Here is a 14,100-nt window from a genome sequence, read left to right as displayed (position 1 = left end):
GCGGGTGCAACATTGGGCGCGGTGGTCAGGGGGTGGGGCGTTCTACGGCGTAGAGGGTGTGTTTGCCGTGGAGGCCCTTCAGTTCGACTTCGCGGTGGGCTGTGACGGTGATGTCGGGTACGTCGGTGATGGCGTTGCGGACGGGTTCGCTGATGAGGATCTCGCCGCCGTCGGCTTGGCCGGCGACGCGGGCCGCCATGGCGACGTTGCGGCCGAAGAGGTCGTCGCCGCGGCGCACCGAGGTGCCCATGTGGATGCCGATTCGGACTCGAACACGTTCGCGCCCACTGAGTTTGCTGCCGTTGCCGAGCGCGTGCTGCACGTCCAGTCCGCAGCGCACCGCTTGTTCGGGCTCGGCGAAGGCGATCATGAAACCGTCGCCCTGGCTCTTCACGATGTGCCCGTCGTGCTTGCTGACGTACTTGCGGATCAGCCGGTCGTGCCGGTCGAGCAGTTTCACCCACGCTTGGTCGCCGAGGCGCTCGTTGAGCGCGGTGGATCCTTCGATATCGGAGAAGGTGATCACTACGTGCCCGTCGGGGGTCAGCCGCGCCAGATCCGGTCGCTCGACCTGCGCCCACCCCGCCAGGTCTTCGATCGAGGTGAGCACGGCGCCGCGGAACCCCTTCTTGCGCAACAGGTTCGCCGTATCCCAGACCGTCTTGACGGCTTCGCGCCCGCTGATCCGCAGCAGCTGCCTGGCCTCGATCTTGCGGTGCAGTTCGTCGAGTTCGCGCCGGCTGCGCCGCAGCAGCACGAACAGCGCGACCAGACCGGCGGCTTCGAGTGCGGCGACAACCGCGAGAACGAGCTCGATAATCATGGGATCCGTCGCAGGGGAGTGGTCGGCAAGATCGAGTCCGACCATAGCCGACCGGCATGCCGCGTGGGCACCCGCGCCCGCCGGTCAGCTGTACTGGTCCGCGGCCTGCCGCTCGGTGGGTTCGCTCAGCTCCACCCGGGCCGGATTGTCCCGTCTGACCCGTACCCGCGGTGTCTTGCCGGAATTGCGAAACCCCAGCCACAGATCAGCGAACAATTCCTCGGTCAGCAGCGGGCGAGCGGCGATCATCAATCGCTTGGCGTAGTCGTGCTGGGCGATCGCGATATCCCGGATCATCTGAACCTGACTGGACACGAAATACCCGAGCACACTGAGGGATTCGTGGTCGGCCGCCCCTGTGACGGCAGGCTCGGCGCTGAGCCCGAGCGCTCGCACCACCCGCTCGATCGCGACCACACTCGCATTCTCGAAACCCACCCGCGACTCGAGCATCCGCCCCTCGAACGCCATCAACCGATCGATGGCGTTGTGCCAGACCGCGGTTCGGTCCGCACGACCCGGATCCTGCAGCGTACACACCACATTCATATTAGGTAAGGCTACAGTAATTTGCCGCAGGATCGGTGCGGGAATGGGGTGGGGTCAGATCATGGCGCGGTGGATGCCTTGAGGTTCGCCGCCTAGTTGGGTGAGGGCGGAGGAGTGGAAGATCGAGCCGGGGACGTGGATGGCATGGGAGAGGCCTGCGTGCGCGTCGCGCCAGAAGCGTTGCAGGGGTGTTTTCATCTGTAGGGCGCCACCGCCGGAGCGGGCGAAGATCTCGTCGACGGCCCGGACCGCGCGCCAGGCCGCGGCGGTCTGCGTGCGGCGGCCGATCGCCCGCAATTCGAAGCTCACCTCGCGTCCCTGCTCGGCCATGTCCCAGAATCGGTCCACGGTTTCCAGGAGCGCGGCCCGCGAGGCCGCGATCTCGGCGGCCGCGTCGCCGATCGCGTACAGCACGTACGGGTCTTCCTTGATCGGGACGCCGGTGATCGCCACTCGCGATTTCTGCGCGGCGATGTGGCAGGCCAGCGCGCCCTCGGCGATGCCGATGAGCGAGGAGGTGATGCCCAGCGGGAAGATGCACGAGAACGGGAAGTTGTAGAGCGTCTCGCTGCGCCCCGCGTCCTTGGGCGCGGTGCCGTCGAACACCTTGGCGGCGTCGATGGTCCGGTAGGCGGGGACGAACGCGTCCTCGACGATCAGGTCTTTGCTGCCGGTGCCGCGCAGTCCGACGACATCCCAACTGTCCTGGTCGATTTCGTAATCGCTGCGGGGCAACAGCACATGCAGTATCCGGGGCGGCAGCACTCGATTGCCGTCCGGATCGCCGACCGCGGCACCGATCATCACCCACTGGCAGTGATCGGTGCCGGAGGAGAACGACCATCGGCCGCTGAGCCGGTATCCGCCGTCGGTCGGCGTCGCGACCCCCATCGGCGCGTACGGCGACGCCATCCAGGTGTCCGGATCCTTGGCCCAGACCTCGTCCTGCGCCTTGGGATCGAAGAACGCGAGTTCCCACGGGTGCACGCCGACGATGCCGGTGACCCAGCCGGTCGCGCCGTCCATCGCGCCGATCGCCATGGTGGTCTCGGCGAATTCCCGCGGATGCACCTCCAGCCCGCCGTGCTGCTTCGGCTGCAGCATGCGGATCGCCCCGGTCTCGCGCAGCCGCTTGGCCGACGAATCGGGCAGGCGCATCAGCTTGTCGCCTTCGACACCTGCCGCCCGGATCTCGTCCGCGTACTGCTCGATCCGCTCCAGTACCTTCCCCACGACGCTCCCCGTCCCTTCCGTCGAACCGGTCATGCTCACCAAAGTAGAACATGTTTCAGTTCGGCGGAGCGGAACGGGCCGCGCTCAGGAAACCGCGACGAGCTCCTCGGCGATCGCCCGGCAGAAGTCATCGAGGTCGCCCGGATTACGCGACGTGATCAGCAGCCAGCCGTTCTCCGGCGAGCGCACCACCGGCTCGTCCACCCACCGGCCGCCCGCGTTGGTCACATCGGTGCGCAGGGACGAGTACGACGTCAGCGTCTTGTCCGGCGTGAGTTCCGCCTCGACCAGCAGCCACGGCCCGTGACAGATCGCGGCGATCGGCTTGCCGGCCGCGGCGAACTCCTTGGCCAGTTCGACCGCGCGGCCCTCGGCCCGCAGTTTGTCCGCGTTGACCGTGCCGCCGGGCACCACCAGCACATCGAAATCGTCGGCCGACACCTCGGACAGCGCGGCGTCCGGTCGCACGGTTTCGTCCTTCTCCGTGTCGTGCTGGAAGGTCTGCACCTCGTCGGTCTCCGGCGCCGCGTGCACCACGCTCGCGCCCTTGCCTTTGAGTTGCTCCAGCGGAACGAGCAGTTCGTCCCGCTCCACACCGGTGTTCGAGGTGATGACCAGTACGCGCGTCCCGTTCAGGTCGTCCGGCATCTGACACTCCTTCCGTCGTCGGGCCCCCGTCTAGGCGTGCCGCGAAACGGAAAAGCTAAACATCGGACGGCGGCTACGGCGACGCCGGACACGTCCCGCCGGACAGCACCGGCACGCAGACGCCGGAGGTGTCGGAGATCAGCAGGCCCGCGCCGAGCACCAGCGAGCCCACCGCGATCACCCCGAACAAGCCCACCCACAGCAGCCCCGGCAGGTGGGTCAGCCGGGCGAGCTGGTCGGCGTCGGAGGCGACGTCCTGCTGATGCCGGCTGCGCAACTGCCGCGAACGGCCCCGCTGTAATTCGAGCACCGGCCGCGCGCCGGCGAACAACAGGAACCACGCGCCGAGATACGCGAAACCTGCTTGCAGCGTGTCGGTTCCGAACCAGGACACCGCGAAAACGGTGGCGCCCACCGCGAAAACGGTGAGCATGCCGTAGACGTTGCGGGTCATGATCAGCACGCCGGCCAGCAGGACGATCGCGGTCCACAGCATCAGGGTGATCCGGCTCGCGCCGAGCAGCGCGGCGAAGCCGAGGCCGAGCAGCGGCGGCGCGGGATAGCCCGCCATCGTGGTGAGAATCATGCCGAGCCCGTACGGTTTTCCGCTGGACACGGTGAGACCCGAAGTGTCCGAATGCAATCGGATGCTGTTCAGCTTGCGACCGGTGAGCAGTGCGACCAGCGCGTGCCCGCCCTCGTGCGCGATGGTGACGATGTTGCGGGTGAACCGCCATAGCGGCGTGTAGCCGACCAGAGCCAGTGCCACCACGGTGGCGCCGGCGACCAGCCACCATGGCGGCTGGGCTTGGGTTGTCGTCAGGCGGTCGGCGATGGAGCTGCCACGCTCGACCCATTCGGCTCTGTCCACCGGGGCACCTTAACCGCCCGGCGTCATCTGCGCGCGGAGCCGGCGTTTGTAGATCTTGCCGGAATCGTCGCGCGGGAGTTCGGTCACTATGCGGAGCAGGCTCGGCACCTTGTAGGCGGCCAGTTGCCCGGCGAGCCCCGCGCGCACATCGTCCTCGGTGAGCTGGGCGCCTGGCCGCGGGAGAACCTGTGCGGCCACCGCTTCGCCGAGATCGCCGGGATGCGGCACGCCGAACACCGCGACGTCCTCGACCTCGGCGATCGCCATGATCGCGTTCTCCACCTCGGCGGGATAGATGTTCACCCCGCCGGAGATGATGATCTCGCTGGAACGCCCGGTGAGATAAAGGAATCCGTCCGCGTCGAGGTAGCCGCGGTCGCCGACTTCGAAGAAGCCGGGCACCTCGGGGGCCTGGTCGTCGTCGGTGTTGAGATAGCGGAACTTCGGCCAGTAGTCGGCGCCGCGCACGAAGACCCGCCCGACCTCGCCCACCGGCAGCGGCGCGCCCGCGTCGTCCACCACCACGGCGGCGGCGCCGTCACCCGGTCGCCCGACGCTCCCCGGATGGGCCAGCCACTCCTGCGCCGAAATCCAGGTGATCGTGCCCGCTTCCGCGCACCCGTAGAACTCGAGCACCGCGTCGCCGAACCACTCGATCGCGGCGCGCTTCACGGCGGGCGGGCACGGCGCGGAGGAGTGGATGAGGTGGGTCAGGCTGGACACGTCGTAGCGCTTGCGCACCTCTTCGGGCAGCGACAGCAGCCGAGACAGCATGGTGGGCACCACTTTTGCCTGGGTGATGCGGTTCTCGTGGACGTGGCGCAGGAAGCTTTCGGCGTCCCAGCGCGGCATGATCGTGATGTTGGTGCCCATGCGCATCGCGAGCATCGCGATCCCGTTCGGGCTGGCGTGATAGAGCGGGCCGGGTATCACGGCCTGGCCGCGCGGCGCGAGGCCCATCCGCTTCGCGGCGCTGCCCGCGATGGACAGCCACTGGTGCGGTGTCATCCGTTCGCGCAGTACGCCTTTGGGGCGGCCGGTGGTGCCGGAGGTGTAGATCAGGCCGGTGGCGTCGTCGCGGGCGCCTTCGATCCGGCCCAGCGGCTCGGCCTGCGCGTCGATCCACTGTTCGACGGTGGGATGCCTGCCCGTCGGCGTCGCCAGGGCCGCGTCGCGGCCGAGGGCGGCGAGCAGATCGACGGGCATGGCGACCTCGACGAAGGTCGTATCCTCGTGCGGCGCAGCCTGCTCCACGATATCGATGAACTCGGTGTGCGCGACGACCAGGCGCGCGCCGCTGTCGCCGAGCACATGGGCGACCTCGGGCACCTGCCATCGGGTGTTGATCGGCACCGCGTTCGCCCCGCACGCCGAGACCGCCTGCGACACCTCGAGGAACTCGATGTCGTTGCGCAGCATCACTGCCACCCGGCTCCCCGGCGTCACCCCCGCGTCGACGAGCGCCGCCGCGAGCCGCCCCGCGCGCTGGTGCGCGTCCGGCTGTGTTCGCACGCGTCCCGCACACGTGATGGTGGGCGTCGACATACTGCTGCCAGAAGCATCCTCCATGCACCGCAGTCTGCCATCCGGGCACTACATGACGTCTCATACCCTCGGGATCCGGCCGATATCTGCTGGTCGAGACCGACTCGGGCGCAGCGGTTTCACAGCCGCGAAGGCGGTCAGGGCGTTCGGGTGAGGCTGCCCACCATGTCGCCGAGGACGCCGCGGGTGCGATAGGACAGCGACCCGTCCGGCTGCACCGTCAGTTCCGAGGTGGCGCCCTCGTCGTTGCAGAGGCCGCTGTCCGCGGCGAGTTGCGCGGTGAGGGTGATCTTGTCCGGTTCCACCGCGGTGAGGGTTTCGGTGCGGCCACAGGTCAATCCGGCGACCCGGCCCGTGTTGGACGAACTGCCGACCTGATCGCCGAGCACGCCCGCCTGCAACGTCAGGACGATGTCGTAGGTGCCCAGGGTGTCTTTCGCGACGCCCGTCCATTCGCCGACGTAGTCGCCCGGCAGTTCGGCGCCCGGCTCGCTCGGCGCGTCCGTGGCGGTGGCGTTCGGCTCGTCCGGGCCTTTGGTGACGTAGGTCGTGATCGCGAACGCGCCGAGCGCCACCGCGAGGCAGACCGCGACCGCGGCGGCAATGAGCGCGATGCGGCGACGGGTGGGCCGGGCAGCGGGTGACGAGGCGGCGACCGCCGACTGGTGAGCGTGGGGGAGTCGTGAGCCGTCCTGCGGCCCATGGGCGTACGTTGGTGGCGGCGGCCCGGGGTCCGGCGCGCCCTGCCACCAGGAGCGTGCCGTGACATCCTGCGGCTCGGTGCCCGGACCGCTGGTGACGGTCGGTGCGTTCGGCCCGGTGCCCGGACGCACGAGGGTGTCGGCGGTCCGCGCGGTCTCGGTAGCCGGTGCGGCGAGGGAGTGCGGCACGTCGAAGGGGCCCGAATCGAGGTCGAGCAGTTCGACGGCTCGTCGGTTCACCTCCTCCAGCGCGGGGCCGGGCAGCCAGCCGCCGCGCGCGGGCAGGCCGAGGCCGGTCAGTTCCGCGAGGAGTCGCTCGGGGGTCGGGCGGGCGGCGGGATCCTTGGTGAGGCAGGCCGCGACGAGCGGACGCAGCCGCTCCGGCACTCCCTCGAGGTGCGGCTCTTCGTACACCACGCGCCACAGCATCTGCACCATTTCGCCGACCCCGAACGGCCCTTGGCCGGTCGCCGCGAACACCAGCACGCCGCCGAGCGCGAACACGTCGCCCGCGGGGCCGAACGTCGCGCCCGTCACCTGCTCGGGGCACATGAAGCCGGGGGAGCCGATGACCTTGCCCGTGGTGGTGAGCTTGCTGTCCTCGATCGCGCGCGCGATGCCGAAATCGATCACCTTGGGTCCGTCCAGCGCGAGCAGTACGTTGGACGGTTTGAGGTCGCGGTGCACCAGCCCGGCCCCGTGCACCGCGAGCAATGCCTCGGCCAGTCCGTGCGCGAGCACCAGCAGCGAGTTCTCGGTGAACGGCCCGTACGTCTCGACCGCCTCGGTGAGCGAGAATCCGGCCACGTAGCCGGTGGCCAGCCACGGCGGGTTCGCGTGCACGTCGGCGTCGAGCACCGGCGCGGTGAACTTGCCGCCGACCCGCCGCGCCGCGGCCACCTCGCGACCGAACCGCACCCGGAACTCGTTGTCGCCGACCAGGTCCGGCCGGATCACCTTGACCGCGACGGTGCGGCCACCGGCGTTGCGGCCCAGATACACCCGGCCCATGCCGCCCGCACCGAGCACGCCGAGCAGCCGGTACTCACCGATCCGCGCAGGATCGTCCGCGTCGAGCGGTCGCATCGCGATGCTGTTCCCTTCCAGAGTCGAACAGCGAAAGGCTACCCACCCGCGGGCCGGGTGTCTGGTCCAGTTGCGCGGTTTCGTTATCCAGTGGTGCTCGGCACCGGAGCCGGTGCGGCCTTGCGCACGTATTTGGCGAGCAGGTACGCGGCGATCGCGGCGGGGATGTTCATCAGCACGCCGTACACCGCGCCCGGGACGGCCATCGCGTCGTTGTGCAGCACCGAGCCCGCCACGGCGATGGCGATCGCCCCATTGTGAATGCCGATCTCCATCGCTGACGCGATCGCCTGATCCGCGTCCACCTGGAACAGCCGCGGCACGAAATAGCCGACGGCGAGGCTGAGCACCGCGAACAGCAGGCTCAGCGAGGCGAGCTTGCCGATGTGCTCGGTGAGCGTCTCGAAATTCTTCGCCACCGCGGCGAGCACCACCAGCGCGAGCACCACGATCGAGAGGATCTTGACGTTGCCGCGCATCCGCTGCGACCACGCGGTGAACCGATGATGCACCAGCATGCCGATCGCGACGGGGATCAGGACGATCGCGAACACCTGCGCGAACTTGTCCGGCCGCAGCCCGAACGACCCGTCACCGTCCATGAACTGGTGGAACGCCAGCGCGACGACCAGCGGCATGGTGAACACCGCCAGGACCGAGTTGATCGCGGTGAGCGTGATGTTCAACGCCACGTTACCGCCGGCGATATGGCTGAACAGATTGGCCGACGGCCCGCCGGGCGAGGCCGCGAGCAGCAGCATGCCGACCGCGAGCGCCCCTTCGAGCCGGAACAGCGAGATCAGCCCGAAACACACCGCGGGCAGCAGCACCATCTGGCAGACCAGCGCGATCACCGCCGCCTTCGGGTAGCGCAGCACCCTGGCGAAATCGTCTACGGTCAAGGTCAATCCGAGCCCGAACATCACCAGGGCCAGGGCGAGCGGCAGGAACACCGCGAAAATCGTTGACCCCATACGGATCTCCTCTCCACCGAACGACCGGTCCGAACGCGACCGGCACGGGTGTCGACGTTAACGATCGAGGAGGCGTCAGGCCAACCGGATTCTCAGCCCGCGACGACCTCGCCCGCGTCGGCCGAGCGGCGGGCTTGTTCCAGCACGCGCAACACGGCGACGGCGTCACGCGGGTCGACGGGCAGATCGTTGCCGTGGAGCAATGCGTCGGCCAGCGCGGTATAGAAGGCGGGATAGTCGCCCGCGTGGGTAGGTGTGGGCGCAGTATCCGGCTCGGCGCCGAGCAGGCCCCACTGATCGGGCTCGACTGTGCCCCAGACAGTGCCGTCACCCGGGCGGCGACCGTCGCGGAGCGCGGCCTCTTGCGGATCGAGCCCGTAGGTGACGTACCCGGCGCGCGCGCCGAGCACCCGGAAACGCGGACCCAGTTGCGGCGCAACGGCACTCATCCACAGGTGCGAGCGGACGCCGTCGGCGTGGGTCAGCGCGAGGAAGGCGTCGTCGTCGGTCTGGATGCCCGCGCGCCGCCGATCCAGTTCGCAGTACACCGATTCCGCGGGTCCGAACAAGGTGAGCGCTTGATCGACGAGATGGCTGCCGAGGTCGAAGAGCAGTCCCGCGCCGTCGGCCGGGCCACCCATCTCGCGCCAGCCGCCCTTCGGTGTCGGCCGCCAGCGCTCGAACCGCGACTCGAATCGCCGCACCGCGCCGAGCGTGCCCGCCTCGACCAGCGCGCGCACCGTCCGGAAATCGCCGTCCCAGCGCCGGTTCTGGAACACCGTGAGCGGCACCGCCGCCCGCGCCGCGTGCTCCACCAGCGCCTCGGCTTCGGCGACCGATACCGCGAAGGGTTTGTCGACCACCACCGGCAGTCCCGCGTCGACGGCCCGGGTGGCCAGGGGCGCGTGCGTCCGGTTGGGCGTGGCGACGACCACCAGATCGAGTTCGCCGGGGCCGGCGAACAGTTCGTCGGCGGTGGCGAGCACCCGGACGCCCGGATGTTCCCGCTCGGCCTGCGCGGCGCGCTCTGCGGACGAGGTGACCACCGCGGCGACGCGCATCCGCGGTTCGGTGGCGATCAACGGCGCGTGGAAGACCGATCCGGCCAATCCGTAACCGATCACGGCGACCCGCAGGATGCTCTCGCTCATAGTCTTGAACGCTAGTCGGTCCGCCACGGATCTCGGATCATGCCCGGCGGCGCGCAGTGCGGCCGATCCTCGGTCGGCTGGACGGCTACGAGCCACGGCATAGCGGCAACGCCGAAGCAAACTCGGTTTCTGCCCACGACGACGCTGTGACCGGTCTCTCGTGTGCCGCCCCGGCAGGTGGTCGCTTCCATCTGGAAATAACCCTGTCGGGGCGCTTTTTCGTGGCGTGCGGCGGTGTGCATTCGACCGTGCCGTTGTATTCTCCGCCAAAAATTCGGCAATTATTTGGCAAATCTGAGAACTTACTTAAAGGCTGTCGTATCAGACATATCGCCATTGCTCGCCGGTGACGTATTTCACTCGCTGCTGCCGGCAAATCGGGTATGTCCGAATTCGTGCGCGGATTCGCCCGCGCTGAAGTGGCACTTTACGGAATTTTTGCAATACCGCAGTTGACCTGCTGCGCCATGCCTTCAGTTAGCTGGATCACGGATTAGCTGTCGAAATACTGGCAACCCTGATCTAGCGTTTGAAATATCGCTGAGTCAATGGTGATTAGGCGTTATGCCGCTTGCCCCTCGTATAACCCAACGGAGGCCGCACATGCGTGTGCCGCTGATTACGGCGAAGAAAACCCGAACCGAAATGAACACCCGGGTACCCGGCCATGTGGTCCCGCGACTGTCGGCCGACCTGCTCCATCGGTTGCCCGATACGGTGGCTCGCCCCGGCTTCGCGCCGCGCAGCCTGACCACCGGCATCCTGCATCTGGGCTGCGGCTCGTTCCATCGGGCGCACCAGGCGCTGGCAACCCAGCACGCGATGAACCAGACCGGTGACTCGCGCTGGGGCATTGCCGCCGTGGCGATCAACCGGCCGACGATCGTCGACGCCCTGCGCGCCCAGGACAACCTCTACACGACCCTGCTGCACGAGGACGGGCAGGCCAGAGTGGAGGTGGTGGGCGCGCTCACCGAGACCGTGCACGCGCCCTCCGACCTGATCGGCGTGCCGAACCGGATCGCCGATCCGCGGGTCAAGATCGTCACCCTGACCGTCACCGCCAGCGGCTACTGCGTATCGCCGGTCACCGGGCGGCTGGAGACCGACTGTCCAGGCGTGCGCCACGACGTGCGGCACCCGACCCGGCCGATCACCCCGATCGGCATGCTCACCCAGGGACTGGAACTGGTGCGTCGCCGCGGCAGCACGCCGCCGGTGGTGATCAGCTGCGACAACCTGTGCGCGAACGGCAGCACGCTGCGCCGCGCCGTGATCGACTTCGCACTGCTGCGCGACGATCACCTGGCCGAGTGGATCGCCCGGCACGTCCAGTTCCCGAACAGTGTGGTGGATCGCATCGTGCAACCGACCGCGCCCACCGATGCCGCGATCGCGCGCAACTGGCTCGGCGGCATCGACGATCACGCCCCCGTGTCCGCCGAGCCGTTCATGACCTGGACGATCGAGGATTTCGAGGGCGAGCGCCCGCAGTGGGAGCTCGGTGGCGCCCAATTCGTCGCCAACGTCAAGGATTACGAGCTGGCCAAGCTGCGCCTGCTCAACGGCACGCATATGCTGCTCGCCTATCTGGGCGGCGTCGCGGGCCACCGCACCATCGCCGAGGCGACGGCCGATCCGGCGCTCGCCGCGCTGGCCAGGCAGTTCATGCTGGACGAGCAGGGGCCGACGCTGGCCCTGCCCGGCCCCGAGCTGCGCCGGACCGTGGACGACCTGATGCGCCGCTTCCGCAACCCGGCCATCGCCCAGGACATGACCCGGATCGGCCGTAACGGCTCGGACAAGATGATCCCGCGGGTCGTCGACGCCCTGCGGGACAATATCGCCGCGGGCCGGCCGACTCCGGGCGCGACCCTGCTGATCGCCGCCTGGATCCGGTGGTTCACCGCGAGCCACCACCCGGACGCCGTGATGGAGCTGATCGACCCCCGGGAGGACTCGCTCACCGAGCTGGTCGACGCCGATCCGCATCGCTGTGCGCAGGCGTTCTTGCAGCGCACCGATATTTTCGGCACGCTGCCGGAAGCGCAGCGGGTGCAGCGTCAGGTCGGTGACGCCCTGGCCGACCTCACGCGCGACGGTGTGGACGCAGCGGTACGGCGCAGGCTCGCGCCGGAATGGGAAGGGAGCAACAGGTGAACGCCGAAAATCCGGTGCGCGCAGTCGTCTTCGATATGGACGGTCTGCTGATCGATTCGGAGAGCCTGGCGATGGAGTCGCTGGTGAGCGCGGGCGCGGAACTCGGCTACGACATGCCGATCGAGTTCTGCCGCAGCATGATCGGCGTGCCCGCCGATCGCTGTCGCACGCTCGCGGCGGCTGCCTATGGGCGGGGCTTTCCGCTGGAGGAGTACTTCGATCTGCACGACGTGCACCTGCGTCAGCTGGTCGACAGCGGCCGGCTGGCCACCAAGCCCGGCGCCCTCGCGCTGCTCGACGCGCTGGAGGCGCAGGGTATTCCGAAGGCGATCGCCACTTCCTCGTCCCGGGACCGGGCCGACCATCACCTGCAACTCGCGGGCATCGCCGACCGCTTCGACGCGGTGGTGACCCGGCAGGACGTGACCAAGGGCAAGCCCGATCCCGAGCCCTACCTGAAGGCCATGGCCGCACTCGACGGTGACGTGGAAACCACACTGGCGCTGGAAGATTCGACCAACGGTATCCGCGCGGCCGTCGCGGCCGGCCTGCGCTGCATCCTGGTCCCGGATCTGGTGCAGCCGACGGAGGAGTCGCGGCGCATCGCGCACCGGCTCTACCCGGACCTGAACCGGGTCATCGAGTACGTCGCGGCGGTGAACGCCGCAAGCACCGCCAAGACCGCCTAGCGCGGGTTCGCGCCGCGGTAACGGGCCGGCCGTCGGGGGCGGCCTGCCCGTGGTGATCGACATCGCCGGCCGGATGGGCGAGACTGTGCACTGCTCGCTCGAACCCGTCGGTGGACCCGAAAAGGATTTCCGTGGTGCGGATTGCTCGACCTGTGCTCGTCGCCTGTGCTGTGCTCCTGCTCGGTTGCGCCGGGTGTGCGGGCGATCGGCAGCCGGAGGCGGCCGGGCCGCACGAACATTCGGCCGTGCCCACCACCTCGACCACGCCGGTCCGCTGCGGCATCGACCTGTCGGCGCAGGTGATCCAGTCCGCGCTCGCCACGCTGCCGGTCGAGCCGGTCACGCAGGCGCCGTGGTCGGCGGACGCGCGCGGTTTCCAAGGGAACTTCGACCCGTGTGCCACCCTGTCGACGGTGATCGTCACGGTCGAGGGCGCCACCGGCAGTTCGCCCAATCACGCGCTGTTGTTCCACAGGGGCGCGTACCTCGGCACCGCGACGCCGCGCGCCTACGGTTTCACCTCACTCGACGTCGATCGGACCACCGATGACACGGTCGGCCTGCTCTACCGCACACCCGGCAGCTGCAACGCGTGCGACGACGGCACCGTCACCCACGTCCAATTCCGCTGGGACGGAAGCAAAGTCACCATGATCGGCGCGCCGCCGAGGTAGCCACCACCTATTCCGCCCAACGCTGCACCCACACTTGCAACGGCGCGAGGGCGGCCAGCAGATCCGTCCCGTCCGGACTCAGCTGATAACCGTCCGGCTCGGCGGTGACGACCCGGGCCTCGCGTAGTTCCCGCAACCGATCGTTGAGCACGCTGGCAGAGATGCCGCCGCAGCGGGCCTGCACTTCGCGAAACGTCACGGCTCGGCCGTCGCGCAGTTCCCACAGCACCCGCAGCGCCCAGCGTCTGCCGAGTAGATCCAGCAGCACCATGATCGGGCGTCCGGACTGCGAACCGCGCACCGGGCGTCCAACCACCGGACCCTTGTCTGCTTCGGAATCCGAAGCTACCATCGTCACCATCCTTGCTCTGTTTTTCGAAGCAAGATTACTCCGTCCGTCTGGCATTCGTGAGGATCCGCCGTGAGTACCATCGAATCCCGGCCGCGCATCGCGCCGCTGCAACCGCCCTACGCTCCGGATATCGCAGCGCAACTCACCAAGTGGATGCCGCCGGGGACGGCGATCGAGCCGCTCGCGCTGTTCCGTACGCTCGCGGTGCACGACGAACTCTTCAGCCGGATGCGCCCGCTCGGCGCGGGCATCCTCGGCCATGGCCGCGTGCCGCCGCGCGCCCGCGAGATCGTCATCCTGCGGACCTGCGCACGGGCGGGCGCGGAGTACGAATGGGGCGTGCACGCGGTGCTCCAAGCTCCGGAAGTCGGCCTCACCCCGGCGCAGATCGATGCGACGGCGGTGAGCGCGCCCACCGACCCGGCGTGGTCCGGCGGTGACCGTGCGCTGGTGCGCCTGGCCGACGAAATCCACGAGACCGCCAGTGTTTCCGATGACCTGTGCGCCGAACTGCAGGCGCGCTACCGGGACGATCAGGTGCTCGAACTCGTCACCATCGCCGGCTGGTACCGACTGTTGAGCGGGGTGATCAACGCCGCGCAGGTCCCGCACGAATCCTGGGCGCGTCGCTTCCCGAACTGAAC

At 68.7% G+C, this 14,100-nt stretch carries 14 protein-coding genes; 4 read left to right on the top strand and 10 right to left on the bottom strand.

What is annotated here, in order from left to right; translation table 11 throughout:
• Window positions 1–25 precede the first annotated feature (25 nt).
• From TY25_RS09480 to TY25_RS09440, 9 genes are all read right to left on the bottom strand, one after another.
• The gene (locus TY25_RS09480) at window positions 26–823 is read right to left on the bottom strand and encodes an adenylate/guanylate cyclase domain-containing protein (protein WP_081868775.1); all 798 of its coding nucleotides are present in this window, start codon (window positions 821–823) and stop codon (window positions 26–28) included.
• A gap of 84 nt (window positions 824–907) precedes the next feature.
• The gene (locus TY25_RS09475; RefSeq protein ID WP_146153996.1) at window positions 908–1,363 is read right to left on the bottom strand and encodes a hypothetical protein; all 456 of its coding nucleotides are present in this window, start codon (window positions 1,361–1,363) and stop codon (window positions 908–910) included.
• A gap of 63 nt (window positions 1,364–1,426) precedes the next feature.
• Entirely contained in the window at window positions 1,427–2,605 is a 1,179-nt protein-coding gene (locus TY25_RS09470) for an acyl-CoA dehydrogenase family protein (protein WP_042255540.1), read from the bottom strand.
• Window positions 2,606–2,689: 84 nt separating this feature from the next.
• Window positions 2,690–3,253, bottom strand: a complete 564-nt coding sequence (locus TY25_RS09465; RefSeq protein WP_042255539.1) for a type 1 glutamine amidotransferase domain-containing protein — start codon at window positions 3,251–3,253, stop codon at window positions 2,690–2,692.
• Window positions 3,254–3,326: 73 nt separating this feature from the next.
• Window positions 3,327–4,124: a M50 family metallopeptidase gene (locus tag TY25_RS09460; protein ID WP_042255538.1), complete on the bottom strand. Its 798-nt coding sequence runs from the start codon at window positions 4,122–4,124 to the stop codon at window positions 3,327–3,329.
• A 9-nt stretch (window positions 4,125–4,133) separates the two neighbouring features.
• Complete coding sequence (locus TY25_RS09455) at window positions 4,134–5,693, bottom strand: AMP-binding protein (protein WP_042255537.1); 1,560 nt, start codon at window positions 5,691–5,693, stop codon at window positions 4,134–4,136.
• Between the two features lie 113 nt (window positions 5,694–5,806).
• Window positions 5,807–7,456, bottom strand: coding sequence for a serine/threonine-protein kinase (locus tag TY25_RS09450; RefSeq protein ID WP_042255536.1), 1,650 nt, complete (start codon window positions 7,454–7,456; stop codon window positions 5,807–5,809).
• An 83-nt stretch (window positions 7,457–7,539) separates the two neighbouring features.
• Complete coding sequence (locus TY25_RS09445) at window positions 7,540–8,430, bottom strand: bile acid:sodium symporter family protein (RefSeq protein WP_042255535.1); 891 nt, start codon at window positions 8,428–8,430, stop codon at window positions 7,540–7,542.
• Between the two features lie 92 nt (window positions 8,431–8,522).
• Complete coding sequence (locus TY25_RS09440; protein ID WP_042255534.1) at window positions 8,523–9,581, bottom strand: Gfo/Idh/MocA family protein; 1,059 nt, start codon at window positions 9,579–9,581, stop codon at window positions 8,523–8,525.
• A 603-nt stretch (window positions 9,582–10,184) separates the two neighbouring features.
• On the opposite strand from TY25_RS09440, the gene TY25_RS09435 reads away from it, so the two are divergent.
• The 3 genes from TY25_RS09435 to TY25_RS42530 all read left to right on the top strand — a co-directional run bounded on the left by TY25_RS09435 (window position 10,185) and on the right by TY25_RS42530 (window position 13,104).
• Window positions 10,185–11,741: a mannitol dehydrogenase family protein gene (locus tag TY25_RS09435; RefSeq protein WP_162184196.1), complete on the top strand. Its 1,557-nt coding sequence runs from the start codon at window positions 10,185–10,187 to the stop codon at window positions 11,739–11,741.
• A complete protein-coding gene (locus tag TY25_RS09430; RefSeq protein ID WP_081868772.1) occupies window positions 11,738–12,430 on the top strand; it encodes an HAD family hydrolase in 693 nt (230 codons plus the stop codon). The genes TY25_RS09435 and TY25_RS09430 overlap by 4 nt, the downstream gene beginning before the upstream one ends.
• Window positions 12,431–12,564: 134 nt before the next feature.
• Window positions 12,565–13,104: an LppP/LprE family lipoprotein gene (locus TY25_RS42530; RefSeq protein ID WP_162184195.1), complete on the top strand. Its 540-nt coding sequence runs from the start codon at window positions 12,565–12,567 to the stop codon at window positions 13,102–13,104.
• A gap of 7 nt (window positions 13,105–13,111) precedes the next feature.
• Here TY25_RS42530 and TY25_RS09420 read toward each other — a convergent pair whose 3' ends face one another.
• Window positions 13,112–13,456 (bottom strand): winged helix-turn-helix transcriptional regulator, encoded by a 345-nt coding sequence (locus tag TY25_RS09420; protein ID WP_042255573.1) that lies wholly within the window; start codon window positions 13,454–13,456, stop codon window positions 13,112–13,114.
• Window positions 13,457–13,525: 69 nt separating this feature from the next.
• Here TY25_RS09420 and TY25_RS09415 point away from each other — a divergent pair, with 69 nt between their 5' ends.
• A complete protein-coding gene (locus TY25_RS09415) occupies window positions 13,526–14,098 on the top strand; it encodes a carboxymuconolactone decarboxylase family protein (RefSeq protein ID WP_042255531.1) in 573 nt (190 codons plus the stop codon).
• Window positions 14,099–14,100: the final 2 nt, after the last annotated feature.

Origin of the sequence: Nocardia brasiliensis NBRC 14402, from assembly GCF_000308475.2 — a bacterium.
Lineage (GTDB): Bacteria > Actinomycetota > Actinomycetes > Mycobacteriales > Mycobacteriaceae > Nocardia > Nocardia brasiliensis.
The sequence above is the reverse complement of the archived record's forward strand: the minus strand, read 5'-3'. Positions and strand labels throughout refer to the sequence as shown.

Bases quoted from the DNA above. Each gene is read 5' to 3' on its own strand.
- TY25_RS09480 (WP_081868775.1), bottom strand. From the start codon at position 823: ATGATTATCGAGCTCGTTCTCGCGGTTGTCGCCGCACTCGAAGCCGCC.
- TY25_RS09465 (WP_042255539.1), bottom strand. From the start codon at position 3,253: ATGCCGGACGACCTGAACGGGACGCGCGTACTGGTCATCACCTCGAAC.
- TY25_RS09455 (WP_042255537.1), bottom strand. From the start codon at position 5,693: ATGGAGGATGCTTCTGGCAGCAGTATGTCGACGCCCACCATCACGTGT.
- TY25_RS09450 (WP_042255536.1), bottom strand. From the start codon at position 7,456: ATGCGACCGCTCGACGCGGACGATCCTGCGCGGATCGGTGAGTACCGG.
- TY25_RS09445 (WP_042255535.1), bottom strand. From the start codon at position 8,430: ATGGGGTCAACGATTTTCGCGGTGTTCCTGCCGCTCGCCCTGGCCCTG.
- TY25_RS09440 (WP_042255534.1), bottom strand. From the start codon at position 9,581: ATGAGCGAGAGCATCCTGCGGGTCGCCGTGATCGGTTACGGATTGGCC.
- TY25_RS09435 (WP_162184196.1), top strand. From the start codon at position 10,185: ATGCGTGTGCCGCTGATTACGGCGAAGAAAACCCGAACCGAAATGAAC.
- TY25_RS09420 (WP_042255573.1), bottom strand. From the start codon at position 13,456: ATGGTAGCTTCGGATTCCGAAGCAGACAAGGGTCCGGTGGTTGGACGC.